Annotated in this window: 22 protein-coding genes and 1 tRNA gene; 8 read left to right on the top strand and 15 right to left on the bottom strand. The window is 58.6% G+C overall.

Annotation, left to right across the window (positions count from 1 at the left end; genetic code table 11):
• Positions 1 to 13: 13 nt before the first annotated feature.
• From H8F21_RS20090 to H8F21_RS20075, 4 genes are all read right to left on the bottom strand, one after another.
• The gene (locus H8F21_RS20090; protein ID WP_203585193.1) at positions 14 to 1,330 is read right to left on the bottom strand and encodes a phospholipase C/P1 nuclease family protein; all 1,317 of its coding nucleotides are present in this window, start codon (positions 1,328 to 1,330) and stop codon (positions 14 to 16) included.
• Between the two features lie 194 nt (positions 1,331 to 1,524).
• The gene (locus H8F21_RS20085; RefSeq protein WP_203585192.1) at positions 1,525 to 3,093 is read right to left on the bottom strand and encodes an FGGY-family carbohydrate kinase; all 1,569 of its coding nucleotides are present in this window, start codon (positions 3,091 to 3,093) and stop codon (positions 1,525 to 1,527) included.
• A 20-nt stretch (positions 3,094 to 3,113) separates the two neighbouring features.
• Complete coding sequence (locus tag H8F21_RS20080; RefSeq protein ID WP_203585191.1) at positions 3,114 to 4,709, bottom strand: glycerol-3-phosphate dehydrogenase/oxidase; 1,596 nt, start codon at positions 4,707 to 4,709, stop codon at positions 3,114 to 3,116.
• Between the two features lie 4 nt (positions 4,710 to 4,713).
• On the bottom strand, positions 4,714 to 6,309 hold the full coding sequence (locus H8F21_RS20075) for an FAD-binding oxidoreductase (RefSeq protein ID WP_203585190.1): 1,596 nt from the start codon (positions 6,307 to 6,309) through the stop codon (positions 4,714 to 4,716).
• Positions 6,310 to 6,521: 212 nt separating this feature from the next.
• Between H8F21_RS20075 and gliR the strand changes: the two genes are divergently transcribed.
• A complete protein-coding gene (gliR, locus tag H8F21_RS20070) occupies positions 6,522 to 7,550 on the top strand; it encodes an AraC family transcriptional regulator GliR (RefSeq protein ID WP_203585189.1) in 1,029 nt (342 codons plus the stop codon).
• Between the two features lie 13 nt (positions 7,551 to 7,563).
• On the opposite strand, the gene H8F21_RS20065 is transcribed toward gliR, so the two are convergent.
• Positions 7,564 to 7,938 carry a type 1 fimbrial protein gene (locus tag H8F21_RS20065; RefSeq protein ID WP_236043133.1) on the bottom strand — a complete coding sequence of 125 codons (375 nt, stop codon included), beginning with the start codon at positions 7,936 to 7,938 and terminating at the stop codon, positions 7,564 to 7,566.
• 258 nt (positions 7,939 to 8,196) lie between these two features.
• Between H8F21_RS20065 and H8F21_RS20060 the strand changes: the two genes are divergently transcribed.
• Positions 8,197 to 8,862, top strand: a complete 666-nt coding sequence (locus H8F21_RS20060; protein WP_203585188.1) for a TetR/AcrR family transcriptional regulator — start codon at positions 8,197 to 8,199, stop codon at positions 8,860 to 8,862.
• Positions 8,863 to 8,903: 41 nt separating this feature from the next.
• Here the strand turns inward: H8F21_RS20060 and H8F21_RS20055 are convergent, their stop codons facing one another.
• From H8F21_RS20055 to H8F21_RS20035, 5 genes are all read right to left on the bottom strand, one after another.
• Entirely contained in the window at positions 8,904 to 9,707 is an 804-nt protein-coding gene (locus H8F21_RS20055) for a glycine betaine ABC transporter substrate-binding protein (protein ID WP_203585187.1), read from the bottom strand.
• Between the two features lie 101 nt (positions 9,708 to 9,808).
• Positions 9,809 to 10,279 carry a VOC family protein gene (locus tag H8F21_RS20050; RefSeq protein ID WP_203475900.1) on the bottom strand — a complete coding sequence of 157 codons (471 nt, stop codon included), beginning with the start codon at positions 10,277 to 10,279 and terminating at the stop codon, positions 9,809 to 9,811.
• Between the two features lie 255 nt (positions 10,280 to 10,534).
• Positions 10,535 to 12,769, bottom strand: coding sequence for a catalase/peroxidase HPI (gene katG / locus H8F21_RS20045; RefSeq protein WP_268963084.1), 2,235 nt, complete (start codon positions 12,767 to 12,769; stop codon positions 10,535 to 10,537).
• A gap of 249 nt (positions 12,770 to 13,018) precedes the next feature.
• Positions 13,019 to 14,005, bottom strand: coding sequence for a LysR substrate-binding domain-containing protein (locus H8F21_RS20040; protein ID WP_203541987.1), 987 nt, complete (start codon positions 14,003 to 14,005; stop codon positions 13,019 to 13,021).
• A 292-nt stretch (positions 14,006 to 14,297) separates the two neighbouring features.
• Positions 14,298 to 15,224 carry a LysR substrate-binding domain-containing protein gene (locus tag H8F21_RS20035; protein WP_203585186.1) on the bottom strand — a complete coding sequence of 309 codons (927 nt, stop codon included), beginning with the start codon at positions 15,222 to 15,224 and terminating at the stop codon, positions 14,298 to 14,300.
• Positions 15,225 to 15,317: 93 nt separating this feature from the next.
• On the opposite strand from H8F21_RS20035, the gene H8F21_RS20030 reads away from it, so the two are divergent.
• The 3 genes from H8F21_RS20030 (at position 15,318) to H8F21_RS20020 (ending at position 20,069) form a co-directional block, all read left to right on the top strand.
• Positions 15,318 to 16,310 (top strand): YeiH family protein, encoded by a 993-nt coding sequence (locus tag H8F21_RS20030; RefSeq protein ID WP_203585185.1) that lies wholly within the window; start codon positions 15,318 to 15,320, stop codon positions 16,308 to 16,310.
• A gap of 298 nt (positions 16,311 to 16,608) precedes the next feature.
• Positions 16,609 to 19,197, top strand: a complete 2,589-nt coding sequence (locus H8F21_RS29860; RefSeq protein ID WP_203585184.1) for an autotransporter family protein — start codon at positions 16,609 to 16,611, stop codon at positions 19,195 to 19,197.
• The gene (locus H8F21_RS20020; protein ID WP_203585183.1) at positions 19,197 to 20,069 is read left to right on the top strand and encodes an alpha/beta hydrolase; all 873 of its coding nucleotides are present in this window, start codon (positions 19,197 to 19,199) and stop codon (positions 20,067 to 20,069) included. Before H8F21_RS29860 ends, H8F21_RS20020 begins: the two co-directional genes overlap by 1 nt.
• A gap of 153 nt (positions 20,070 to 20,222) precedes the next feature.
• Here the strand turns inward: H8F21_RS20020 and H8F21_RS20015 are convergent.
• The 5 genes from H8F21_RS20015 to dapA all read right to left on the bottom strand — a co-directional run bounded on the left by H8F21_RS20015 (position 20,223) and on the right by dapA (position 23,919).
• Positions 20,223 to 20,312 (bottom strand) — tRNA-Ser (locus tag H8F21_RS20015).
• 93 nt (positions 20,313 to 20,405) lie between these two features.
• Positions 20,406 to 21,116, bottom strand: coding sequence for a phosphoribosylaminoimidazolesuccinocarboxamide synthase (gene purC, locus H8F21_RS20010; RefSeq protein ID WP_203475906.1), 711 nt, complete (start codon positions 21,114 to 21,116; stop codon positions 20,406 to 20,408).
• A gap of 32 nt (positions 21,117 to 21,148) precedes the next feature.
• Positions 21,149 to 21,907 (bottom strand): MBL fold metallo-hydrolase, encoded by a 759-nt coding sequence (locus H8F21_RS20005; protein WP_203541992.1) that lies wholly within the window; start codon positions 21,905 to 21,907, stop codon positions 21,149 to 21,151.
• Positions 21,908 to 23,023 carry an outer membrane protein assembly factor BamC gene (gene bamC / locus H8F21_RS20000; RefSeq protein WP_203475910.1) on the bottom strand — a complete coding sequence of 372 codons (1,116 nt, stop codon included), beginning with the start codon at positions 23,021 to 23,023 and terminating at the stop codon, positions 21,908 to 21,910. It abuts the gene before it with no gap.
• 17 nt (positions 23,024 to 23,040) lie between these two features.
• On the bottom strand, positions 23,041 to 23,919 hold the full coding sequence (dapA, locus tag H8F21_RS19995; protein WP_203585182.1) for a 4-hydroxy-tetrahydrodipicolinate synthase: 879 nt from the start codon (positions 23,917 to 23,919) through the stop codon (positions 23,041 to 23,043).
• Here dapA and H8F21_RS19990 point away from each other — a divergent pair.
• Genes H8F21_RS19990 through H8F21_RS19980 form a run of 3 tightly spaced genes read left to right on the top strand, consistent with a single transcriptional unit; the run spans position 23,918 to position 25,225 of the window.
• On the top strand, positions 23,918 to 24,139 hold the full coding sequence (locus H8F21_RS19990; protein ID WP_203475913.1) for a hypothetical protein: 222 nt from the start codon (positions 23,918 to 23,920) through the stop codon (positions 24,137 to 24,139). The genes dapA and H8F21_RS19990 overlap by 2 nt on opposite strands.
• 40 nt (positions 24,140 to 24,179) lie before the next feature.
• Entirely contained in the window at positions 24,180 to 24,740 is a 561-nt protein-coding gene (locus tag H8F21_RS19985; RefSeq protein WP_136477747.1) for a glycine cleavage system transcriptional repressor, read from the top strand.
• A gap of 11 nt (positions 24,741 to 24,751) precedes the next feature.
• Complete coding sequence (locus H8F21_RS19980) at positions 24,752 to 25,225, top strand: peroxiredoxin (protein ID WP_203475915.1); 474 nt, start codon at positions 24,752 to 24,754, stop codon at positions 25,223 to 25,225.
• Positions 25,226 to 25,230 lie beyond the last annotated feature (5 nt).

Genomic DNA, 25,230 nt, shown 5'->3' with positions numbered 1-25,230 from the left:
ATCTGCACAGCGGCTATTGCGCTGTGTTGGCTACTGCTGGTGGCGTCAGCCCGGCGCGGACGTAAATTCGGCTGTGTGCGCCAAAATTCCCGAGCAACTGGAACAGTTGCTGATTGAGCTGCGGATGGTCGTAGTCTTCGCCCGTCACGTGGTTGCCGGCGCTGAAGCTGCTGGTAACGGGCGTGGTGGAAAGCCACTGGCCGATGACGTGGTCAAACGCTGCCCCGGCGGCCGCGGACTGCGCGCTGACCACCTGGCGCAGATAGTCCACCGAGTACGGTGGGTACCCGGCGTCCTGCGTGGTATCGGCATAGGCCTGGAGCATCGGATGCACGGGGTGGGCGCTGCGCAGCAGTTGGGAGAGCCAGGCAGCCTGATACTTCTCCACCTCCATGTGGCGGGTGGCGACGCGCTCGATAGCGGCCTGCTTTTCACCGTCAAAACCAACCATGGCCTTGCCTTCCATCAGCAGCATGCTGACCAGCCCTACCCCGGGCAGTGGCTTGGCGTGATAAGGCTGGGTCAGGTCCTGAACGTGATGAACACCCCATCCGAGAAAGCGATAGCCCCAATAGCGATGACCGGTGGCGAAAGCCAGCCGAGCCAGGCCAAGATATTGATAGGCGCGCCAGTCTGGCCAACTGCGCTCAAGAAAACCGGCTGCGGCATACACCACCGGGTTTTCATGGAAGAAGCCCATGTGAAAGGGAGCTTGGGAGCTGTACTGGAAGCGCTCATCGCCAAATGGCTGCGGACCAAAGCCGTAAAGGGCGGCGACATCGCTCTTGTTGTCGCTGAACAGGTTGATGTCGTGACCGTAGTCCGGCTCGTCGGCAGCGGTGGCCAGCACGGCAATTGGCGAAACCTTTGCGCCGTTTTGCACCACCATGAACCGCTGCTGGTTCCACGGCGAAAGCGTTTGCTCGACCATCACCTGTTCGGCCTTGAGATGGGAGCGTTGCGGCTGGTCCTGGCCTGGTAGCGGCTGGATGACCATGGCCAGATGGATCTGTGGGTTGATGCGCAGCGCCGTGAAAAAGTCGTGGCGCAGATTGTCCCTTGGCGCTGCGGGCAATCGCAGGTTGTCGGGGCGAGAGGGGTACTGGGGAAAGTGCTTGCGGGCGAAGCTTTCCTGCTCGTCGAGCAGCGTGGCAATAGCGCCATATTGTTGAGAGAGAAACTGCTCCAACGGCTCGACCTCAACCTGAGGCGCTTCACGCAAGGCCGCCAGGTCCTGCAATGCCAGGTAGCTGCCAACCGTATGATTGGACCACCCCCAGGCCGCTGGAGCGAACGCGCAAAGCAGCGCTAAGAGAAGTTTGAGCTTCATTGATTTTAATTCTTATTGGATGTGCTTGGGGGCTGAGCCTAACAATCGCCCTTGCGCCTGACACTGTCCGATCTCGCCAATAAAGTTCTCCGATAGCGCCACCGCAATGTGTCAAATCGGTAAGCGCGGGGTGGGCATTCAGGCACGGGCTTGGTTTCCTCTGTACACGCCAGTCCCACCCCCAAGGATGCTCACTAGGCCGGGTAGCCGGTGATCTGCCGAATGCTCTGGTACAACGGTTTGAGCTGACGGTACATACGCAGGTAAACCTCCTTGTACAGCCGCTGATAAATCTGCTGCGCCTCAGGCTGGGGCATGAACACCGTGCCTACCCGGGTCATGGACCCGATTGCCGCAGGAAAGTCGGGATAAAGGCCAAGTCCCACCGCACAGCATATGGCGGCCCCCAACCCCGAGGCTTCATAAACATGCGGACGCTCTGCCGGCAGGCCGAAGATGTCTGCCGTGAGTTGCATCGCTGCATCGCTCTGCGACCCCCCACCGGCAACACGCAGGCGCTGGATTGATTGTTTCGAGCGTCTTTCAAGGTTCTCCTTGCCCTGTCGCAGCGCATACGCCAAGCCTTCTAGGATCGCCCGATAAATATGCGCACGGGTGTGTACGTCACCAAAGCCGATCATCGCACCCTTGGCCTCCAAGCCCGGCTCTCGGATCCCAGGCGACCAATAGGGTTGCAACATCAGCCCCATGGAACCGGGCGGCACTGCATTGACCAAGGCATCGAACAGTTGCTCTGGCTCCAGGCCCTGCTCCTTGGCCTGTTGCATTTCCCGCAGGCCGAATTCGTTCTTGAACCAACTGACCATCCAGTAGCCGCGGTAAATCATCACTTCGCAGTTGTATTGATCCGGCACCGCTGCCGGGTAAGGCGGAATCAACGGGATGATTTCCAGGTAGCGCGACCGGGTGGTGGTGATGGTTGCCGTGGTGCCATAAGACAGACACACCGTAGACGAATCGACCACGCCGGCACCGAGTACTTCACAAGCCTTGTCGGCACCTGCAGCAATCAGCGCAGTGCCCTCGGGGATACCCGTGTGCCGACTTGCCTCGGCGCTGATATGACCCAGGGTTTCGCCCGGTTTGAACAAACTCGGCAATTGCTCCGGCCGTACCGTCAACGCCTGCCATTTCCAATCGGAGGGTGCAGCCCAACGCAGGCGTTTGAAGTCGAACGGCAAGTAGCCGACGCAGCAGCCGATCGAGTCGACGAAACGCCCGCACAGGCGATGGGTGAGAAAACCCGACAGCAGCAGGAATTTGTCGGTCGCGGCCCAAACCTCGGGTTGATGCTGGGCGATCCAGTTCGCCTCGGCCTGGGCCCGGAAGTAATCCACGGTAGCCTGCGCGCCAACCAGTTTGAACAGCCAGCCCCACGGCCCCTTGATCCCGCCTTCAACCTCGGCTTGGCGCTGATCGAGCCAAAGAATTGCCGGACGCAACGCCTTGCCTTGGGCATCGACGTTTATCACCGTGCCGCGCTGAGTAGTCAGTGACACGCCGGCGATCTGCGTGCGATCGATGCCGGTTTGTTGCCACAACTGCTGACAGGCTTCGCCCAGTTTGGCCCAGTAATAGTCAGGTTCCTGTTCCGCCCAGCCAGGTTGCGCCGACGTGTAGGCGTGCAGTTCGACCTTGCCTTTGCCCAACAGATTGCCCTGCAGGTCGAACAGCAGCGCCCGTACGCTCTGGGTGCCATTGTCGATTGCCAGCAGGTAGCGCTTGTTCTTGTTGTTATCCATGGAGCTCTCTTCAATGGGCATTAATGCGTGGCGTCCGGCAAACCATGGTGGCGTTGCCACAAAACCCTGTAGCGTTGTTCTTCTGCCTGCCAACGCTGGTCGTCCCAGCCCAACCGGGGCTGACACAGGCGGCGAATGGCCGGCAGGTATTCTTGTGCCCCTTGCGCCAGGAGCAGGCCGATACGGGTGCGGCGCAGCAACAGGTCATCAAGATGCAAGACCAGTTCGGCATCGCAGGCAAACGCCAGCTCCGCCCATAACGTGTCACTGGCGCCGACGGTTGCGTGGCCCAGCTGTTCGACCAGCAACGCCAGGCGCGGCAGGTCTCGGCCATGACGTCCGGCCAGGCGCCGCCACTGGCGGCCATTGAGTCCGGCAATCGGCTGCGCCGCGACCTTGGCAAAAACCGGGGCGCCGTCATCGCTGAGTTCACGGCCGTTCATCTGCGCGCAAACCTTGAGCACCTCGAGCGCCTGCGGTCGGAACGTGGTCAATTTGCCACCAGCCAGGGTCACGCAACCGGGTTCGCACCACAGCACATGCTCACGGGTTTCATTGGACGGTTTGTCCTGCGCAGTACCGTGGGCACTTCCCACTACAGGTCGCACGCCAGACCAGGTCGAAAGCACATCGTTTGCCTGCACCTGGGCCTGGGGAAACTGTTGAGCGCACGCGGCCAGCAGGTAGTCGAGCTCTTCGCTGCTGATACTCGCGCTCTGGTCCAGGTCCTCGTGGTGATCCAGGTCGGTAGTGCCAACCACCGTGGCGCCTTCCCAGGGAAACACAAACACCGGTCGCCGGTCGTGAGCATGCAAAAAGGTGAAGGCCTGGGCCACCGGCAAACGCCAGCCGGGTAACAGCAGGTGACTGCCGCGCAGCGGACGCAACTGAGGCGGCGCATCAGCGGGGCGTAGACGCTCGGCCCAGGCGCCCGTTGCCACTGCCAAGGCTCGACAGCGCAACTGCAGCAACTCGCCGCTTTCTTCGTCTTCAACCTCAACGCCACAAACCCGGTCGTTTTCACGTAGCAGTTGCGCAACACGTAGCCCATTGAGCGCCAGCGCGCCATCAGCCCGCGCTTCGGTCAGCACGCGCATGACCAGGCGTGCGTCATCGGTCAGGGCGTCGACAAAACAGGTTCCGCCAAGCAGCTTGTCTTCCTTGAGCCCCGGGGCCAGATAGCGCAGTTGTTGCGCGTTGTGAAAGCTGTGGCGACGGCGTCCGGCGAGGGCGTCGTATACCGTCAACAGCCCCCCCAGAACCCACGGTCCAGGGAAGCCACCGCGATAGTGCGGCATCATGAAACTCATGGGCTCGACCAGCCCCGGCGCTTCGTCGAGCAAGCGCTGGCGCTCGTGGACCGAGTCGCGGGTCAAGCGCCACTGGCCCTTGGCGATGTAGCGCAAACCACCATGCACCATCTTCGACGAGCGGCTGGAGGTGCCCCAGGCAAAATCGCGTTGCTCAAGCAACAGACAACGCCAGCCACGCCGAGCGGCTTCACGCAGGATACCGGCACCGCTTATGCCGCCGCCAATGACGATCAGGTCCCAGGTTTGCTGCGCCAGCGTCGGCAACACCTGCTGGCGCCAAGCGCCATTCCAGTCCTGGCTCATGCCGTCACTCCTGCAACAGCGTGCCGGGATTCAGGCGTCCGGCCGGGTCGAAATGGCGACTCAATGCCTGCAACGTGTCCAGCACCAATTCGCCTTTTTCACGCAGCAGATAAGGGGCATGGTCCCTGCCCACGCCATGCTGATGGCTGATGGTGCCGTTGTTTTCGACGATAACCTGGCTGGCCGCGTGCTTGAGCGCCTGCCAACGTGCCAGGGTAGCCGGGTAATCCTCTGCCGGTCGGAACACATAGGTGGTGTAGATACTCGACCCTTCACCGTATACATGGGACAGATGAGTGAACACATGAACCCGCTCGCCTTCAGCGGCCAGGCCATCGCGCAGGCTAGTCTCGATGCGGTTGAGCAAGTTGTCGACATTGCTCCAGTCGGTAGCGGTTTCCAGGGTGTCCACCACGTATCCGGCGTTCCACAGGTTTTCGCGCAGGTAAGGAAAGCGAAAGCGGTTCTGCGCCCACTTATTGCCCAGCAGTGTGCCGGTGAATACCCCGCCAAAGGCTTTCAAGTGTTGTCTGGCCTGGCTGAGGGACAGCGCATTCTGCCGCCGGTTGCCGGTCACCCCGAAGGTCAGCAGGCACTTCCCGCTACCGGCACCGCGAAACGCCAGGTATTTTTCCAACCAGGCGATTTGTTGCGGATGCCCGGCCAGGGCCAGTTGGGTTTCGGTTTCCACGGCATTGGACAAGCGCAGCATCGACAGCGGCACGCGCGCCTGGGCCAATTGCCGAATAGCCTGCAGGGCCTGCTCCCAGTTCGGCAGGAACACGCCATAAAAGCGCTCGTCGGCAGGCAGGGCACTAATCCTTACCTTGACCTCGGAAATGATCCCGAACCGCCCTTCACTGCCCATCACCACTTCGCGCAGGTCAGGGCCGGCAGCCGAGGCCGGAAAGCTGGCGATTTCCAATGGCCCTGAGAAGGTTTCCAGGGTGCCGCCAGCGAACAGTTGCTCGATGCGGCCATAACGTAACGACTGCTGGCCGCTGGAACGACTGGCAACCCAGCCGCCGAGGGTCGACAATTCCCATGATTGAGGGAAGTGCCCCAGGGTGTAGCCACGGGCCCGTAGTTGGCTTTCCACTTGCGGCCCGGTGGCGCCAGGGCCAAAGGTGGCCAGCAAGCTCTGTTCATCAAGATCGAGCAGGCGGCTCATGTGCGCCAGGGAAACAGTCAGTACCGGCCGGGTGGATGACGGCGGATTGATGTGTCCGGCAACCGAAGTGCCGCCGCCGTAAGGAATCAGGCACAAGTCCTGGTCATGGGCGAGCGCCAGCAACTGGCGGATATGCTCGGCACTCTGCGGGAAAGCCACCGCATCCGGGTATCGCCCCAACGAGCCCTCGCGCAGTGCCAGCCAATCCGGCAGGCTCTGGCCGCGGGCGTGCAGCAGGCGATCCTGAACATCCACGCTGTACAACCCATGGGCCGCCAGGCGCGATGCCGGAACCCGGGCCAGTGCAGTCTCCAGGGTGGCGTCGGGCAGTACACGTCCCACCCCCACCCGCGCGGCGAGAAACCCCGCGCCCTGGGCTGGCAGTTCGACCACCGTGGTTGCATCCCCCCAGCCGTTCCAGCGTCGCATGCGTGTGTCCTTTTGCGGTTCTTATAAGGTAATAGTTCTGGCGCCTATAGTAGCCAGCCACCAAAACCTGTCACGGTCGCATCAAGCCAGCTGGAGTAGCCAATTGAGCCAAGGGCTGTACACCGCTCCAGCCATTTACTTTAACGGTGGTTTCAAATTACCTTTCAGGGTCTTTTTCTGTGCCAGTGTGCCTCGATCAAAGGAACTCGATCATGCAATCCCTTGGCTACACTTCGGTTCCGCCCCTGCTTAAGTACGTGCGCCACGCCGAGCAACTGGGCATGGCCATCGAACCTGCATTGGCGGTCGCCGGACTGCAGGCCCAACAACTGAGTGACAATAGCCTGCGACTGCCGGGCGAAGCCCACGAACGCTTGCTCGACTACTTCTGCGAGCACTCGGGCGATCCCTTGTTCGGCCTCAATTCAGCGCGATTCGTGCTGCCCAACTCCTGGAGCGTGCTGGGCTACATCACCATGAACTGCGCGACCCTGGGCGATGCCATGAATCGCATCATGCCCTTCGAGAAACTGGTCGGTGACATGGGTGTCAGTCGTGCCGAAATGCAGGGCGAACAGGTCCACCTGATCTGGAATTGCCGCCACCAACGCCCACGCATTCGCCGTCACCTGGTGGAGAACGTCCTCGGATCGTGGTTGCAATATGCGCGCTGGATTGCCGATACCCAGCTATCCCCGACCCAGGTCTGGTTCGAACATGCCCAGCCGGCTGATATCGAGCTCGCCCAGTACGAACAGTTTTTCGACTGCCCAGTGCTGTTCGGCCAGCCTTATTCAGCGCTTGTGGTTCCCCTGCCCTACCTGCAACTGCCCTTGCGCCAAGCCGATGCGCAGTTGTTGCGCACCCTGGAGGAACACGCCCAAGGATTGATGGCCACGCTCGAAGATGCATCGCTGGAGCAGCGCGTGAAGAGCATTTTGCGTCAGTTGCTCAAGGAGGGGCTGCCACGCAAGGAGCAAGTGGCGGAGCAATTTTCGGTATCGGTACGCACCCTGCAACGCCAACTGCACCAGGCCAATACCTCCTACCAACAAATCCTCGATGATCTGCGCCAGGAGCTCGCCGAGCACTACCTGCTGCACAGCACTTTGCCGATACAAGACATCGCCCAGTACCTGGGCTTTACTGAACCGCGCTCGTTCCATCGCACCTTCAAAAGCCGACGCGGCATGCCGCCGGGAGAGTTTCGCCAGACTTACCGGGAACCGGCTGGAGAATGAGCAAGGCGTTGGCTCATGGTGAGGTCAGGGTAATCAGGTATAAGCCTTGGGTGACCGCTTTGCCTGAGTTATCGACCAGCGTGTAAAGCTGATCGTAATAAAGGCCCCGGTTACTGTCGGCCACCAACTTGACCTGCACCGATGCGTTGTCCAAGGAACTGGCCGACGCCTGCGGTTTCATCTCGCGTACATTGATTGCAGTACCGCGGGACATTTCTGAACACCCTTCTACGCGCCAACCACTCGACAGGGTGGAGGTGGAACACGTAGGTTCGACAATACTTCCGGCAAACCTGATCACACCCTGAGCCTCTGCCATTGCCGTTGAGCCCACTGCATTAAGGCAAACGAGCATGGCCATACCGACAACCTTAAACGTCCTGTGCATGTTGGCACTCCCGAAGAAAAAGTCCCTTGCTTGAGTGTCGGCAAGCTTGGGATAAATTCCAGGGCTGGCTGCCAGCAAATATTGCGAAGCGCCAAATGCGTCACAAATGCAACGCCTGGCCACATCGGCACACGCCTGTAAACGCTGGCATACAAGGCCAGGTGGCATGGCTGCAAGCGTAGCGACCCGTAACACATGCACACGTCAACGGGTATGATCCTGTCACGCGTTCAATATGAGTCACTGCAAAGGTCGAGAATGGCAAAAATCAGCGCTACCGGTAAGACGGCTACGGCTGGCCGGAAAAATCTCGCTGCTGCCGATCGTCAGCAGCAAATGGTTGAAAGGGCCATTGCCCTTTTCGCTGAAAAAGGCTTCGCCCTGACCACTCGAGAACTTGCCAAGGGTCTGCAGGTTACCCAACCCCTGCTGTACCGCTACTTCCCCAGCAAGCAGTTGTTGATTGAACAGGTTTACAAGCAAGTGTTCATGAATCGCTGGGACCCTGGCCTGGAGCTTCAACTCAAAGATCGCAGCCGCCCTTTGAAAGAGCGCCTGATTGACTACTTCATTGGCTATACCGAGACAATTCTGAGTAGTGAGTGGGTGCGTATCTTTCTCTACGCAGGGTTGCAAGACCCCAGCTTGAACCAGCGTTATCTTCAGCGCCTGCATCAGGACACTTTCGTGGTGATCAATGAAGAGCTACGCCATCAGCGGCAATTTACCCAGCCGCCGACTGAACATGAGTTGGCAGTGGAAATGGAAGTGCTGTGGGGTTTCCACAGCAGTTTCTTTTACCTGGGGGTGCGCAAGTGGGTGTATCAAATGCCCGTTCCCGAAGACCTGAGCGAATTGATCACCCACCGGGTGAATGCCTTTCTGGAGGGTGCCTTGCATTACGATCAGGATCTGACGCCGTGACCCTCTGACCTATGCCTTGCCGTGAGAATCGCTGGCACGACTCAACCTAGCGGTGCGAGCCATGCAGCGAGCACCTGTGGATTGTTGTCCAACCAGTTGGCAGCGGCCTGGTCGGCACTTTTACCCTCGCGGTTGATTGCGTAATCGAGTTCAGCAACGATGGCGTTGCTCAGGCGCACGCTGTCCAGAACCTGGATCTGCGCTGTACTGAATACACCGAGGCGATCGACCCGAGCGAGCAGTACCGCGCGGTCGACGCTGCCCAGCAGTCCCTTAGGGTCCTTGAGATCGCGGATTCGATGGCGAAAATGTAGAAACTGCGGGTGCCAGAGCGGGACCACGCCCCACTCGCCCGCCTTCACCAGCGCCTCGAATGCGCCGACGCATTCTTCCTGGGTGCCAGTACGAAAGCTGTAGCCGGCCGTAGCCAGGCCGTAATCGTCCATCATCCGCAGGGAAAAACGCGTTATACCCGCACCTGGCCCGATCCCCTGGATAAGCTTGTGCATACGCGTCTGCACCCTGGGTTTGAGCAGATCCTCGACTGAGTCCACCTCGGACGCCGGAATATAGTCCGGTACTCCCCACAGCGCATAAGGCTGGTAGTGCAGCCCCATCTCACGGGTAGCAACCTGCTCTTCAACACGGGCCTTGTACATGCCATGGCTGGAAGGAATCCAGGCGGACGCGATCATGTCGATCGAACCTTCACGCAGCCGTTCAAAGTTGGCCTCGTGCAACGCGTAGGAACGCTCCACGCTCAAGCCCATGCGCTGCAATACCAAGGAAACAACGGCAGCCGTCGCACGATGAAAGGAAAGATCTGTTACACCAAGGCGAATCATGGGCTGGCTTCCCGCAAGTTTATTGCCACGGGCTTGCGCCGCCGCCAACAGCGCCGCGCCCCCGAAAGCGTGAATGAACTGCCTTCTATTGAATCTCGACATCAGTCATCAGCCTGAGTCTGGTCTACGGCAAGGCTCGGCATAGCGCGGCCAACAATTCGGCTTCCAGGTATGTACTCGAAGATCATCTCGATGGTGATGCCGTTAGGGTCTTCGAGAAACAGCTGATGTTCGCCGATATCCGGAATCACCCGTTCACGAAAGGCAATACCCAGCGACTGCAAGCGCATCTGAACGTGGTCGAGCCCCTCGCAACGCAGCGACACATGATCGAGCGCCCCGGAGCCGTAGCTGTCTGGCTTGTCGCCCAAATAGGCACGCAACTCCTGTTGGTCAACATCGACACTGGCGATGTGCAACAACGGACGGCCACCGGCGTACATCCAGCACCCAGGAAAACTGAAACCAGGCCGAGGTCCCGGCGTGAGACCGATGACCCGTTCGAAGAAGTCAGCGGTTTCACCCCAACGGCGGGTTCGAATTGTGAAATGGTCGAGCGCTAGTACACCCATAGCTTCCCCTGCCTGTCAGTGAGTAAAGAGATCAAGGTCGTTGCGAAAGGCCGGAAACGCCGCGACCCGAAATTAATTATCAGTCGATAACTTCTCACGCACAATAATTTATCGATTGATAATATTCATGTGCGGCATAGAGGCTCTGACAGACGCAAAAGAGCCCTCGAAAATCAGCGACTTGCGAGGGCTCCGTGGTATTTCCCAGCGATAGGGCCTTGAGCACAGGCGCTAAGGCACAGGCTCAGCCACTGTTCAGATGTCGAAGCGATCGAGGTTCATGACCTTGGTCCATGCTTTGGCGAAGTCCTTGACGAACTTTTCCTTGGCATCGTTTGCGGCGTAGAACTCGGACACCGCACGCAACTCCGAGTTAGAACCGAAGACCAGATCGACCGGCGTGGCTGACCATTTGACCTCGCCAGTCTTACGGTCGCGACCTTCATACAAGCCATCAGTTGAAGACTTCGACCAGACAGTCGACATGTCCATCAAGTTGACGAAGAAGTCGTTGGACAATGTGCCTGGGTGAGCAGTAAGCACACCATTTTTGCTGCCATCGGTATTCGCCCCGAGCGCCCGCATGCCACCGACAAGCACGGTCATCTCCGGTGCAGTGAGGGTCAACAAGCTGGCCTTGTCGACCAACATTTCGGTTGGCGAGAGACGAGCGTCAGCGCTGTAGTAGTTACGGAAACCGTCAGCCTTGGGTTCCAGCACCGCGAAGGAGTTGATATCGGTCTTGTCCTGGGTAGTGTCCATCCGCCCCAGGGTTACCGGGATTTGCACGTTGAATCCACCTTTCTTGGCGGCAGACTCAACCGCTGCAGAACCCGCAATCACAATCACGTCCGCCAGCGAGACTTGCTTGCCGCCTTTGAGTTTGCTGTTGAAGTCCTTTTGAATCGCTTCGAGCTTGGCGAGCACTTTGCTCAACTCGGCCGGATTGTTGGCATTCCAGTCCTTCTGTGGGGCAAGACGCAGCCGTGCACCGTTGGCACCGCCGCGCATGTCGGAGCCACGGAACGAAGAGGCCGAGGCCCAGGCAGTACGTACCAACTCGCCGGTACTAAGGCCCGAGGCGAGAACCTTGGTTTTGAGGGCTTCGATGTCTTTGGTATCGATCAGCTTGTGGTCCAGCGCTGGAATCGGGTCTTGCCAGATCAGGTCTTCCTTGGGTACGTCGGCTCCCAGGTAGTGGGTACGCGGGCCAAGATCACGGTGAGTCAGCTTGAACCAGGCCTTGGCGAAGGCAAGTTCGAATGCCTTGGGGTTATCCAGGAAATGACGGGAAACTTTCTCGTACGCAGGGTCGAATCGCAGCGCAAGGTCAGTGGTGAACATGATCGGCGCATGGCGTTTGTCTTTGACGTGTGCGTCGGGAACCATGACCGCAGCCGACGGATCGGATGGAATCCACTGGATTGCACCTGCCGGACTCTTGGTCTGAACCCATGTCCAGCCAAAGAGGTTGGCCAGATACTGATTGGTGAAATTCGCAGGGCTTGAGGTCCACGCGCCTTCCAGGCCGCTGGTTATGGTGTCTTCAGCGTTGCCTTTGCCGCAGGTATTTTTCCAGCCCAGTCCTTGTTGCTCGGTCGGTGCGCTGGCAGGATCCGCGCCCAGGCAACCCTCTGGTTTGTGCGCACCGTGCGCCTTGCCGAAGGTGTGACCGCCGGCAATCAGTGCCACGGTTTCTTCATCATTCATGCCCATGCGCGCAAACGTATCGCGGATATCCTTGGCGGCGGCCAGCGGATCTGGCTTGCCATTGGGCCCTTCCGGGTTCACATAGATAAGGCCCATCTGCACGGCCGCCAGGGGTTTGTTCAGCTCACGCTTGCCGTGGTAGCGCTCATCACCGAGCCAGGTGCTCTCAGGGCCCCAATAGACCAGATCCGGTTCCCAGTCATCCTCGCGACCGCCGCCGAAACCGTAGGTTTTCATCCCCATTGATTCCATCGCCACGGTGCCGGCCAACACCATCAGGTCGCCCCAGGAAATACTCGCTCCGTACTTCTCTTTCACCGGCCACAACAAGCGCCGTGCTTTATCGAGGCTGACGTTATCCGGCCAGTTGTTAAGTGGATCGAAACGCTGTTGACCACCGTCAGAACCACCACGACCGTCCAGCGTCCGGTAGGTGCCGGCACTGTGCCAGGCCATACGGATGAAGAACGGCCCATAGTTGCCGTAGTCCGCTGGCCACCAGTCCTGAGACTGGGTCAGGGTTGCTTCGATGTCCTTTTTAACCGCACTCAAGTCAAGGCTGTTGAACGCCTTGGCGTAGTTGAAATCAGCGTCGGCAGGGCTGGAGGCCGGGTTGTGTTGTCGCAGCAAGGAAAGGTCCAGGCGATTGGGCCACCAATCCTTGTTGGTCATCTGTTGGTGCTTGCCAGCCAACGAGGCGGCGCCGGTATTATCGGCGTGAACAATAGGTGAAAAGCCAACTATCAGGGCAATCGCCAAGGGCAGCTGTTTCATGCGCATGGGGCTTAATCCTTGTAAGTGTGTAAACCAGGCCAATCATCAACCGGGTTTGAAAACGGGCGTCGAGTCAGGAAAAAAGTACGCAATGAAACCGGGAGTTACCGGGTTGCATATGCTTCACAAACTTTAATTGCGCACCGATTTTCGAACAATTGAGGTTCTAAACGGGGCCGATTGATAACCTGATTGATGAAAGTTCTGGAAACACACTTAATGCAGGTCAAGTTCAAACATTACACGGTGAAAACTTCAAAGCTGCCAGGGTTTAGTACCGGTGGGGGCTGTACGTTTGAGTGTCGCGGCCAATAGCTCGAACTCTTGCGCGCGCGGATGAGTACGACGCCATACCAGTCCAATACGCCGATGCTCATCGCCACGTAACGGCTTCACGGTCAATCGGCTGCGGTCGGCATTGATCGCCGCCAAGGCTGGCAGCAAGGTACACCCGCGGCCAGCAGCGACCAGATGCTGCAGGGTTTCCAGGCTGGTGGCCCGGCAGTCCGCCGAGTCATTTGCCTGCACCTCAGTCATTCCACATGCTTGCAACGCTTGGCCGCGCAGACAATGACCATCGGTAAGCAGCAAGAGCTTGAGATCGCTCAGTGCCTCGACCGCCACATCGCTGCCGACCCCAAGCTCATGCCCCAACGGCAGCGCCGCCCAAAAAGGCTCATCGAAGAGCACTCGCTCATCATAGGCTTCAGGATCGAGCAGGCGCGGCCCGCCCTGCACCGCCGCCTCGCATCGCAGACACTCCACAGAGCGCAACATGGTCTGATACAGCGGCCGCGGGAGCGCCAGCAATGCGCAGTCGATGGACTGCTCGTTCAGCCGTTCGCACAAATCAGCGGTAAAGCTTTCCTGTATCACCAACTGCAACTTGGGATGAGCGGCTTCTACTGCCTGCAAAAGGTGCGGCAAGTAATACGGCGCCAAGGTCGGGATGATGCCTAGGGTAAGAATCCCTTCAAGCGGATCGCGACGCGCACGGGTCAGGGCGAGAATGGTGTCGGCTTCGGCAAGCATGTGCCGCGCGCGCTCGACGATCTGCTCGCCACTGGGAGTAAGGGAGAATTGCTTGGCGTGACGGTCCACCAACACTTGGCCGAGGTAGTTTTCCAGCTTGCGCAATTGGGTGGACAGCGTGGATTGAGTAACATGGCAGGCATCGGCAGCACGACCGAAATGACGGTGCTCCGCCAATGCAACGAGATAGCGGAGTTCGCGTAAGGTCATCAACATATCCTTGGAAAGCGCGCACCTGGGTATAACAAACCCGCCATCACCGTAGCAGCGTTGGCCTTCAGGTTATATCGCCACGTGCACTTTTACTTTTCGTAATAGATGGGTCAGCTTCAACTTTCATGGCAAGGCTGCCAAACAGGATCGGGGCAGTGAAATTAAAAAAAATCATGACCTGCATTGAAAGAATTTCGCCACATCATTACCCGCGATAGTTGAGTACCCCGCGAACTTGTGAAACTGCAAGCAGATCGATATATAAACGTACAATCGAATCCGTACAGAACTAACTGCCGGCAACGCTTTCCGCCATCATGTATTCCGCTGCGCGCTCGCGCAAAAACACCTTGAGCGCTTGCCACGCAGGGCTTTGGTAACGTTGTGGATGCCAGACGATATGGAACGCCCGCTTGAGATTCAGGCTGCTCTTCAATTCCACCAGCGAACCGCGGCGCAGGTCTTCGATAACACTGAGCTTTGACAAGCACGCCAAGCCATATCCCGCCCTGACCGCTTCTCTGATGGCTTCGCTCTGGCCGAGCTCCATGCGAATGTTCAACTTTTGCGCATGCCCGGAAATAGCAGACTCCAGCACTGACCGCGTGCCGGATCCCGCTTCACGGATTATCCACGGCTGGGTGGCGATGCCTGCATCATCGATCCTGCCGACGCGAGCCAGTGGATGCTCTGCACCACAGACAATCACCAACTCGTCATCGCACCAATACTCCGTCATCAGCCGCTCGTCGGTGCACGGTCCTTCGATCAAACCGATATCCGCCTCCAGGCGCGAGACCTCAGCAAGCACCTCTTCGGTATTTCGCAGGCGAGCCTGCAGCGAAACACCTGGGTAAAGATCGGAAAAACGGTCGATCAGAAAGGGTACCCGGTAGGTACCAATGGTCGAGCTGGCAGAAATCAGCAGGTTGCCCTGGATAATTCCATCAGGCTCCTGGGCCCCCTCGACGAAACGTTGCAAGCCGTCCAGCAACGCTTCGGCATGGCTTAATTGCCGCAAGCCAACCTCGGTGAGCACCAGCCGGCGGCCGGTTCTTTCGAACAACGGCACATTCAAGTGGCGCTCCAGCTCGGACAGCGACTGACTGGTAGCTGACTGTGACAGGTTCAGACGCTGAGCGGCTGCGCCGATGGTGCCGAGCTTGGCCACGGTGACGTAGACCTGCAGTTGCCGGAAGCTAACCCCGATGTTCATTTCAGTTTCTCCGAATGGTTATATCGTTATAACCATTTTTTCATCTGAGCGAAACAGAGCTATTTTTGAGGTCGTCACAGAGGAGACAACTTCATGTTTCGGGGCCTTTTACTGAGCGCACTTTTGACCTTGGGTGGATATGGGCTCAGCCGTATTCCACTGCTTCAACAGAGCGGCTTCAGTCCACTGGTGTTCGCACTGCTGCTGGGTATCGTTGTCGGTAACCTGCCGTTGATCGGCGGCTTGACCTCAACACAACGGGGCCTACAGGTGTGTACGCGGTGGCTGCTGCGCGGCGGGATCGTGCTATTCGGACTGTCGGTAACGCTTCAGCAAATTTTCAAGCTGGGGCCGGCAATCATTGCTCTGGACGCCGGGGTGATCACCGTTGTCATGGTCGCTGGCTACTTCATTGGTACGCGGCTGCTCAAACTAGACCGCGACGTCACCCTGCTGACCTGTGCCGGCAGCGCGATCTGCGGCGCCGCTGCCGTGCTCGCCACAGAAGCGGCGATTCGTGCACGGCCCGCAGCTACCGCCATGGCGGTAGCAACCGTGGTGCTGTTTGGCACCTTGGCGATGGTCGTTTATCCGCTGCTCTACCCCTTGGCCGGCCTTGGCGAAAATGTGTTTGGGGTGTACATCGGCGCGACCATCCATGAAGTGGCGCAAGTGGTCGCGGCAGGTGTTGCCGTCGGGCCTGACGCCTTGGCCAACGCGGTCATTGTGAAGTTGGTCAGAGTGATGTTGCTGGTGCCATTTCTGCTGATCGTCGGCCAATGGTGGTTCGCCCGCCAGCCCCGCGCGGCCGGTAGCGAAAAACAGAAAATCACCATTCCCTGGTTCGCGTTCGGTTTCCTGGCAATGGTGGTCTTCAACAGCTACGTAACGCTACCTGCCGCACTGCACAGCGGGCTGGTTCTGGCGGGGCAAATCGCACTGACCATGGCGATGGCGGCACTGGGTTACGAAACCCGGCTGGAAAAGCTCAAGGCGCTGGGCCTGAAACCCTTCGCCCTGGCCTTCAGTCTTTTCATCATGCTGATGGGAGGGGGACTGCTCAGTGTCCATATGTGGATGGTCTGAGGAGGGTTAACATTAATCGCCACCGTTTCCCTGCCTGTCTGCCCTGCAACGCTTAAAACCCGCACACCAAAAGCCCTCGCCAATTGATGATTGGCGGGGGCTTTTCACATGGGGCATCGAGCGAGCGCCTCAAGCCCGAGGTCAAGCCACTCGAGTCATTCCCATGGCGTCAAAAATGTATATCGCTGATATGCCACAGGATTTATACTCCGCGACCTCCAGCGTGGCAATTGGCCATCAAGGCAAAGCGAAGCCATGCAAGGAAGCTATTTCACATTGGTTGTCAAAGGAATAAAAAGTGGCTGTCGTCAAACTCCATAAAACACTCATTGCTCTTGCCATCGCCGCCGCAGCGCAACCTGCCTATGCACAGACGCTGACGCTGACCAACTCCGGCCTGCAGATCGAACGAAGCAGCTATGCGGAGCAGGTTGAAGTCAAAGGCTCGTTCACGACCTCCAACAGCGATGTGGACGCTATTGAGTTCAACAGTGTGACGTTTAACAAGGATCTGGTGATCAATGCCAGCGTAAATGCCAATGGCAATAACGCTGATGGCCTGGATCTGTCGATGGCGGGTGAGGACGAAGACCCTTCGTCATTCGGTCCGGCAACCGAAATCTTCGGCAATCTGGTCAACAAGGGCAGCATTGAGGTGAGTGGCGGTGGTGTGTCGGCGATGCTGGTTGACCCGGCCATTATCCACGGCAACCTGATCAACGAAGGCACCTTGAGCGTCAAGGGCGACGAGTTTGAAGGTGACGGTATCCGTGCCCTGGAATTCTCGGGCGAGTCGGAACTGCACGGCGACTTGATCAACGCCAACACTGGCAAGATTTTGGCAGACGGCAAGAACGCCACAGGCATCCTGCTTGAAGGCGGCGAGATTGACGGCAAGCTCATCAACAACGGCCTGATTCAAGTCAGTGGCGAGGATGCCACTGCGCTGGACGTGACTTCCAACGAGTACTCATGGGCGGGCACGACTTACAGCGACCGTGTGGACATTGGTGGCATTGAGAACAATGGCCGCATTATCGCTACGGGCGCCGACGCCATTGGCGTGGAGCTCGATGGCGTCAGCTTCTCCACTTCATCTGCTCAATTGGTCAACAATGGTCTGATTCAGGCTACCGATGCTGCCATTGAGATTGGTGGCTTTGACATCGATGGCGACGGCCAAGGCGGCGCGCTGACGCTGGTCAACCGAGGTACCATCACCTCTGAAGATGAAGCCATTGACGCCTCCGACGCATCGGGCGCAGTGGTACTGGATTGGCAGGCCGGCTCTATTACCGGCAACCTGATCGATCTGGATCGCATTTATGTCACCGGCGATGCAGTGTTCAAAGGCAGCAACGCCGATGTCGATGGCTACAACATCCGCATGTTCGACAATGGTCCGGTGATTGTCGGCACCGAGGGCAGCGCTGGGCATCTGCAGTTGGCTAATGCGCACACTTCGCTCAAGGGTGATCTGGTGGTGGGCAATGGTTCGTCGCTGGATCTGAACCTGAGCAACGCGACGAATGCCAACAAGGCGGTCCTGAGCGTCGACGGCAAGGCGACCTTCGAAAAAGGCTCACACATTACGCTGGCCGCCCAGGGTAAAGATTTCACCGCCAACGGCAGCACCTACACACTGGTCAAGGCTGATTTGCTGGACAATCAGACCGAGACAGGCAAGCTGGTCAGCAGCCGTTCTTCGCTGTTGAATGTCGATACCTATACCGTCGAAGGTAATCAGGTGATTGCCACCGTCACCGGCAAATCGTCCTCGCAAGTGGGTGAGGTGATCAAGGACATCGGCGGTTCGGGCAACGCCCAGCGCGCCGCTTCGGCATTCAGCAGTGTTGCCACTCAGTTGGCCACGCTGAACCCGCAGGATGAGGTGTTCCAGGCCTACGTCAACGCATCGCAGGACGCGCAAGCACTGCGTACCCTGGCTGAACAACTGACCCCTGAGGTCAACGGCGGTGCGACTCAGGCTGCAACCACTGGCCAGACGCTCATCAGCAACGTTACCAGCGCCCGTACCTCCGGCGCGCGCGGCATGTCTTCGGGTGAAGGCTTCAAGGAGGCGGGTGTCTGGGTGCAAACCTTGTACAGCGATGCCAGCCAAGACCTGCGCGACAACGTCGCAGGCTACAACGCCTACAGCCGCGGTATCGCGGTGGGTGCCGACGGCAAACTGAATGATCAGGTGACCCTGGGTGTTGCGTATAGCTACTTGAACACCGATGTGAACGGCAAGAGCGGCGACAAAACCAAAGTCGACGGCCATGCCTTCACCTTGTACGGTGGATTCGAGCAAGGCAACTACTTTGTCGATGGCAGCCTGACATACGGCATCAACGACAACGAAAGCAAACGCAGCATCGCCAGCACGACCGCCAAAGGTGATTACGACAGCAACCTGTTTGGTGTGAACCTGGTGGGTGGCTACACCTATCATGTCTCGCCATCGGTACTGGTTGAACCACGCATTGCCGCTCGATACAGCCTGGTGAACATCGACGGCTATCGTGAAAAAGGCAGCTCTGCTGCACTGAAAGTCGAAGATCAGCGCTTTGAAGTGGCGGAACTGGGTGCAGGCCTGCGTGTTGCCGGAAGTTTCCCGCTGGGCAATGGCACCTTTGAACCGCAAGCCCAAGTCATGGCCTATCACGACTTTATCGGCGACGAAGTCAGCAGCACCTCGACCTTCATCTCGGGCAACACCCCCTTCGTCACCAGCGGTGCCAGTGCCGTACGCAACAGCTATGAAGCGGGTGTAGGCGCTGACTATCACGTGGGCGCCGTCACGGTTGGCTTGAACTACGACTATGTGGGCAAGTCGGACTTTGATGCCAACACTGTCACCGCCAAAGTGCGTTACGACTTCTGATGACCGCTGCAAAGCTCAGCCCGCGGCGCTGGGTTGGGATTTGCCTGCAAGGCACGGCACTGTTGTTCAGTGCCGTGCTAAGCGGTTGCCAGTCACCTCAGCAAGCACTTCAAGCGCTGGCATCCGCCCATGGCCAGCATCCGGAAATATTGGCAACCCATCCTTTTCCCCTGGCGATGGTGGCGACGCTCAAGCACGATGCCCCTACCCGACTGCGCATCTATCTGGAAGGTGATGGCCACGCCTGGGCAACACCAACGCAGCCCAGCCTCGACCCCAGCCCCCGTCAACTGCTGGTGACGCGGTTGGCGCTGAATGATCCAACACCCTCGATTTATCTCGCTCGCCCCTGCCAGTTCGTCAGCGTGCCTCGTTGTACGACCGAAATGTGGACCAACCGGCGATTCTCTGAACAAGTCGTCGCAAGCCTCGATCAGGCATTGGATTTACTGAAAGTGCGCTTTCACAATCGGGAATTCGAACTTGTTGGCTATTCCGGTGGCGCCGCATTGGCACTGCTATTGGCTTCTCGGCGTGATGACGTCACTCAGGTTCAGACACTGGCCGGCAACTTGAGCCCAGCAGAATGGGTTCGGATACACCAGCTTGCGCCATTGCGCGGCTCACTCGACCCTTTGGAGTATCGCCAGCGCCTGGCCCAGATCCCTCAGCGGCACTTGGTAGGTGCAGAGGATCGGGTAGTGCCGACGATGATCGAAACGTTTTACCGGCGTCAACTGGGGCCAGCTGCATGCCTGCAAACGATCGTGATACCCGGTACCACGCATGAAACCGGCTGGGACAAGGCCTGGCTTAATTGGCGAGGAAAATCGATAGCGTGTGGATCGACCGCTGTCTTGCAAGGCGAGTAAAGCAATGGGACAAGACGGTTGATACCGCGTCACTGAAGACTGGGGAGCAAAAATATGCCCAGCGCTGTATAGGCGGCAATTCTGGGAAAGTTACTTGAAATGCGGAAAACAAAAAGCCCCTGAAACCTTGGGTTTCAGGGGCTTTTCGATGTATGGCGGAGAGATAGGGATTTGAACCCTAGGTACTGTCGCCAGTACAACGGATTTCGAATCCGTCCCGTTCGGCCACTCCGGCATCTCTCCAGTGGCGCGCATGATACCAGCAGTTCGCTCAAAGGCAAAGCCCGTTTACGAAAAAAATCCGCGTGGTATCAGGCGCTTGCGTGAACTTGCCGCTTACAGCGGCACGCCCAGGCGCTTGGCAACTTCTTCGTAGGCTTCGATCACGTCGCCCAGACCCTGGCGGAAGCGGTCCTTGTCCATCTTCTTGCGGGTTTCTTTGTCCCACAGGCGGCAGCCGTCAGGGCTGAACTCGTCGCCCAGGACGATTTCGCCGTGGAATACGCCGAACTCCAGCTTGAAGTCGACCAGCAGCAGCCCGGCGTCGTCAAAGAGCTTGTTCAGCACTTCGTTGACCTTGAGCGACAAGGCTTTCATTTTCACCAGTTGCTCGGCGGTGCCCCAACCGAAGGCAACAACGTGGGATTCGTTGATGAACGGATCACCCTTCTCGTCGTTCTTGAGGAACAGTTCGAAGGTCGAAGGCTCCAGCTTGATGCCTTCCTCGACACCCAGGCGCTTGACCAGGCTGCCGGCTGCGTAGTTACGCACGACGCATTCAACCGGGATCATGTCGAGCTTCTTGACCAGGCACTCGTTGTCGCCCAGCAGCTTGTCGAACTGGGTAGGAATACCGGCTTCTTCCAGCTTTTGCATGATGAAGGCGTTGAACTTGTTGTTCACCGTGCCCTTGCGATCAAGCTGTTCGATACGCTTGCCATCGAACGCCGAGGTGTCGTTGCGAAACAGCAGGATCAAGCGGTCAGCGTCATCGGTCTTGTAAACCGACTTGGCTTTGCCGCGGTAGAGTTCTTCACGTTTTTCCATGATGGGCTCCGCTTGCTAACTAATAAGATGGGCTAGGCGATTTCGCGCCAGTCGAGCCCGCAATCCTGGTTGGCCACTTGCAGCCAGTCCGGGTCGCACCCAAGGGTGTCGACGAAACATTGCCGGGCCAGCTGTGGCTGGTTGTTCTTGCTACTGAGATGGGCCAGCACCAGATGCTGCAGGTTCTGCCAGTCCAGCTCCGACACCAGGCGCGCGGCCTGGTGGTTGTTCAAATGTCCGTAGTCGCCGCCCACTCGTTGTTTGAGAAACATCGGGTAAGGCCCGCGTCCAAGCATGTCTCGGCAGTGATTGGCCTCGATCAACAATGCATCCAGGCCCTGGTAACTCTGCAACAAGGTTGTGTCGTAGGAACCCAGGTCGGTGAGTACGCCGAAACGCCGTCCACCGTCGTCAAAAACATACTGGAGGGGCTCCAGTGCATCATGGGTCACGCCCACCGCACGGATACTCAAGCCACCTATCTGCAATGTTTCGTTTGCTGCCAGGAACCCAGCGGCCTCGACCGGCTTGCGCATACCGCGCAACGTGCCGCGACTGAGGTAGACCGGTACATTGTAGCGCCGCGACAGCAAACCGACGCCATGCACATGGTCGGCATGTTCGTGGGTAACCAGCACCGCACTCAATTGATGGGCAGAAACGCCGAGCAGCGCCAGGCGCCGCTCGGTTTCACGCAGGGAAAAGCCGCAATCGACCAGGACAAGCGTTTTGTCACTGGCGATCAGCGTGCCATTTCCCTGGCTTCCACTTCCTAGAACCGCGAAGCGCACTTAACCCAGGTTATCCTGAATCACACTCAGCACGCGGCGGGCGACATCTGCCGGGGCCACGGTGTTGATGTTCTTCTCGACGGTGACCTGGACGCTATCGCCAACCTTGCTCAGGCGGACCTGATAACGTTCGGCACGAGCTTCGCGCTCTTCCTTGCTCGGCGCGCTACCGAACAGCTTGCTGAAGAAGCCAGGCTCCTGGTCTTTGGCGTCGGCTTTTTCGGCCAGGTTGATGTAGTACAAGCCCAGGCTGCGGTTGATGTCTTCAACACGCCATTCGCCTTGTTCCAAGGCGCGGCCAACACTGGACCATGCGCGATCGAGGTCGGCGCCCAGGTTCAGTACCGGGTTGCCACTGCCATCTTCGCTGAGGCTGACGCGGCTTGGCGTATCGAAATCACGTGCGGCAAGCAACGACACCGAACCGCCCTTCTCGGCGCTACGGGTCATGCTGGCGAGCATTTCATCGACCAGCATGGCGTCGACACCGGTGTTCTGCGAGTTGCTCGGGAAATCAGGCTGGGCTGTGCTGCCTGCCGGACGCTCGACGGTCACGATGTAGACTTCACTGGTGTTGCGCTGCACGCCCGGCTCGATACGCACACGGGTGCGCACTTCGTTGTCGCGGCTGCTCGAAGCGCTCGCCAGACGACCGGCCATGGAACCGGAAAGCTCGTCGAAACGTTGCCAGGTGGTGTTGAATTCACCGGTCTGAGGACGCTCTTCGTCGATACGGAAGCCGTTGTCTTCAAAGAACTGCCGGGCTACCGGCCAGACTTCAGCAGGCGCACGCTGGGCCAGGACCCAACGGGAAGTACCGCTCTTCTGCAGGCTGAAATCGCTGATGTCGGCACCGGCGCTCAGGGGTTGCGGACGCGGAACCTCAAACTCGCCCTTGACGTTGTCATCGGCAACGTTACGCGGGATCGGCAGCAGCGGATCAAGACGCTTGGCGTTGCTGACGTCTGGTGGCAGTTGCATCGGCGCCTTCTGAGTGGCCTCCAGATAATCGCTGCCACGGTCACGGAAGTAACCCTCTTCGCCCCAGAGCCAGCCACAACCACTGGTGCTGGAAATGATCAAGGCAAGGGCGGAAAGACCAGCCAATCGCTTCATGCGGTGTACGTCCTCAATTAAAACTGCAGGCCGCACTGGCGCATCGCCTTGCGTACCGTTTCGTGACAGGATTCGCTCAGCCAGGTCAGCGGCAGGCGGATGCCCTTCTGCATCAGGCCCATTTCAACAAGTGCCCACTTCACCGGAATCGGGTTGGCCTCGCAGAACAGGTCTTTATGCAGTGGCATAAGTTTTTCGTTGATTGCGCGAGCCTTCTCGGCATTGCCCTCAAGGGCGGCCTCGCACAAATCGGCCATTTCGCGCGGGGCGACGTTGGCAGTAACAGAGATGTTGCCTTTGCCACCAAGCAGGATCAGTTCGACAGCGGTCGGATCATCGCCGGACAACACGATAAAATCCTTGCTCACGCCGTCGATGATGGCTTTGGCACGTTTCAGGTCGCCGGTGGCTTCCTTGATACCGATGATGTTTGGCACGCTGGACAGACGGATCACAGTCTCGGCCTGCATGTCGCAGGAGGTGCGGCCGGGAACGTTGTAGAGGATCTGCGGGATGTCGACAGCTTCGGCAATATGCTTGAAGTGCAGGTACAGGCCTTCCTGGGTCGGCTTGTTGTAGTACGGCACGACCAGCAAACAGGCATCGGCGCCAGCCTTCTTGGCGTTGCGGGTCAGGTGCACGGCTTCGCTGGTAGAGTTGGCACCGGTACCGGCAATGACCGGAATGCGTCCAGCGACACGCTTGACCACGAACTCGATGACCTGGATATGTTCTTCGACATCCAGGGTTGCGGACTCGCCGGTGGTACCGACGGCGACAATGGCATGAGTGCCCTTCTCCAGATGGAAGTCCACGAGTTTGCCGAGGCTGTCCCAATCAAGACGCCCTTGTGCATCCATGGGTGTGACCAATGCCACCATACTGCCCGCAATCATGAAACTGCTCCTGCCGGAAAAAGAGAGCGGTAATGGTACTGGCGCCATCGGCCTTGCACAAGCAAAGCTGGAGGCTGGAGCATTCCCCTCGGCGACCATTTTCGCTACCCTTCTCTCTTTGATCGGTACACAGTGGCCCGCCGGGCTGCCGACAACCTGCGCAGGCAGTGCCCAAAGCCTCGATCCTGAGCCCCGGGACCACGCCTTCCCGCCGTTCTGAGTCGTCAGGTACCGACCGCTCATCGCTTTAGGAATGCTGCATGTCCACCCCCACCGTTCGCGAACAATTCCTTGTCATCAGTGCCCTGGGTGCCAATCCCATGGAACTGACCAACATCCTGTGCCGGGCCAGTAACGACAATCGCTGCTCGGTCGTCACCTCGCGCCTGACCCGTCACGGCGAATGCAGCGCCCTGGTCTTGCAGGTCTCCGGCAGTTGGGATGCCCTGGCTCGCTTCGAAGCAGCCCTGCCTGGCCTGGCCAAGAAACACACCTTCACGGTAAATGTGGTGCGCAGTGCCGAGCTTGAAGTGCGCCCGCTGGCGCTGCCCTATGTGGCCTATGTCAGTGCAGCCTATCGTCCGGACATCATCAACGAGCTGTGCCAGTTCTTTATCGACCACCACGTCGAACTGGAAAACCTCACGTGCGATACCTACCAGGCGCCACAGACCGGCGGCACCATGCTCAATGCCACCTTTACCGTGACCCTGCCGGCCGGTACTCAAATCAGTTGGCTGCGTGACCAGTTCCTGGATTTCTCCGACGCCCTGAACCTGGATGCGCTGATCGAACCTTGGCGCCCACAGAACCCACTGTAAGGAAGCTTTCCATGGCCGTTGAACTCGACCAACCCGTCGCCGATTTCCAGGCGCTGGCCACCAGCGGCCAGACCGTCAGCCTGGCTGATCTCAAAGGCAAGCAAGTGGTGCTGTACTTCTACCCCAAGGACAGCACGCCGGGATGCACAACGGAGGGCCAAGGCTTCCGTGATCAGCATGCAGCCTTCGAAGCAGCCAACACCGTGGTGTTCGGTGTTTCCCGCGACGGCATCAAGTCTCATGAGAACTTCAAGGCCAAGCAGGCCTTCCCGTTCGAGCTGATCAGCGACAAGGACGAGGCCCTGTGCCAACTGTTCGATGTGATCAAGCTGAAGAAGCTTTACGGCAAGGAATACATGGGCGTTGATCGCAGCACTTTCCTGATCGACAAGAATGGCGTGCTGCGCAAGGCGTGGCGCGGGGTGAAGGTGCCTGGGCATGTGGATGCAGTGTTGGCTCAAGCGCAGGCACTGAACCAGGCCTGAGTCGC

This window comes from Pseudomonas arcuscaelestis (genome assembly GCF_016881005.1).
GTDB classification, from domain to species: domain Bacteria; phylum Pseudomonadota; class Gammaproteobacteria; order Pseudomonadales; family Pseudomonadaceae; genus Aquipseudomonas; species Aquipseudomonas arcuscaelestis.
The sequence above is the reverse complement of the archived record's forward strand: the minus strand, read 5'-3'. Positions and strand labels throughout refer to the sequence as shown.

Bases quoted from the DNA above. Each gene is read 5' to 3' on its own strand.
- H8F21_RS19985 (WP_136477747.1), top strand. From the start codon at position 24,180: ATGTCCACCCCCACCGTTCGCGAACAATTCCTTGTCATCAGTGCCCTG.
- H8F21_RS20085 (WP_203585192.1), bottom strand. From the start codon at position 3,093: ATGGATAACAACAAGAACAAGCGCTACCTGCTGGCAATCGACAATGGC.
- H8F21_RS20055 (WP_203585187.1), bottom strand. From the start codon at position 9,707: ATGATTCGCCTTGGTGTAACAGATCTTTCCTTTCATCGTGCGACGGCT.
- H8F21_RS19980 (WP_203475915.1), top strand. From the start codon at position 24,752: ATGGCCGTTGAACTCGACCAACCCGTCGCCGATTTCCAGGCGCTGGCC.
- H8F21_RS20020 (WP_203585183.1), top strand. From the start codon at position 19,197: ATGACCGCTGCAAAGCTCAGCCCGCGGCGCTGGGTTGGGATTTGCCTG.
- H8F21_RS20060 (WP_203585188.1), top strand. From the start codon at position 8,197: ATGGCAAAAATCAGCGCTACCGGTAAGACGGCTACGGCTGGCCGGAAA.
- H8F21_RS19990 (WP_203475913.1), top strand. From the start codon at position 23,918: ATGAAACTGCTCCTGCCGGAAAAAGAGAGCGGTAATGGTACTGGCGCC.
- H8F21_RS20065 (WP_236043133.1), bottom strand. From the start codon at position 7,938: ATGCACAGGACGTTTAAGGTTGTCGGTATGGCCATGCTCGTTTGCCTT.
- purC (WP_203475906.1), bottom strand. From the start codon at position 21,116: ATGGAAAAACGTGAAGAACTCTACCGCGGCAAAGCCAAGTCGGTTTAC.
- katG (WP_268963084.1), bottom strand. From the start codon at position 12,769: ATGCGCATGAAACAGCTGCCCTTGGCGATTGCCCTGATAGTTGGCTTT.
- H8F21_RS20050 (WP_203475900.1), bottom strand. From the start codon at position 10,279: ATGGGTGTACTAGCGCTCGACCATTTCACAATTCGAACCCGCCGTTGG.
- H8F21_RS20090 (WP_203585193.1), bottom strand. From the start codon at position 1,330: ATGAAGCTCAAACTTCTCTTAGCGCTGCTTTGCGCGTTCGCTCCAGCG.
- H8F21_RS20075 (WP_203585190.1), bottom strand. From the start codon at position 6,309: ATGCGACGCTGGAACGGCTGGGGGGATGCAACCACGGTGGTCGAACTG.
- H8F21_RS20030 (WP_203585185.1), top strand. From the start codon at position 15,318: ATGTTTCGGGGCCTTTTACTGAGCGCACTTTTGACCTTGGGTGGATAT.
- bamC (WP_203475910.1), bottom strand. From the start codon at position 23,023: ATGAAGCGATTGGCTGGTCTTTCCGCCCTTGCCTTGATCATTTCCAGC.
- H8F21_RS20040 (WP_203541987.1), bottom strand. From the start codon at position 14,005: ATGACCTTACGCGAACTCCGCTATCTCGTTGCATTGGCGGAGCACCGT.
- dapA (WP_203585182.1), bottom strand. From the start codon at position 23,919: ATGATTGCGGGCAGTATGGTGGCATTGGTCACACCCATGGATGCACAA.
- H8F21_RS20080 (WP_203585191.1), bottom strand. From the start codon at position 4,709: ATGAGCCAGGACTGGAATGGCGCTTGGCGCCAGCAGGTGTTGCCGACG.
- gliR (WP_203585189.1), top strand. From the start codon at position 6,522: ATGCAATCCCTTGGCTACACTTCGGTTCCGCCCCTGCTTAAGTACGTG.
- H8F21_RS20035 (WP_203585186.1), bottom strand. From the start codon at position 15,224: ATGAACATCGGGGTTAGCTTCCGGCAACTGCAGGTCTACGTCACCGTG.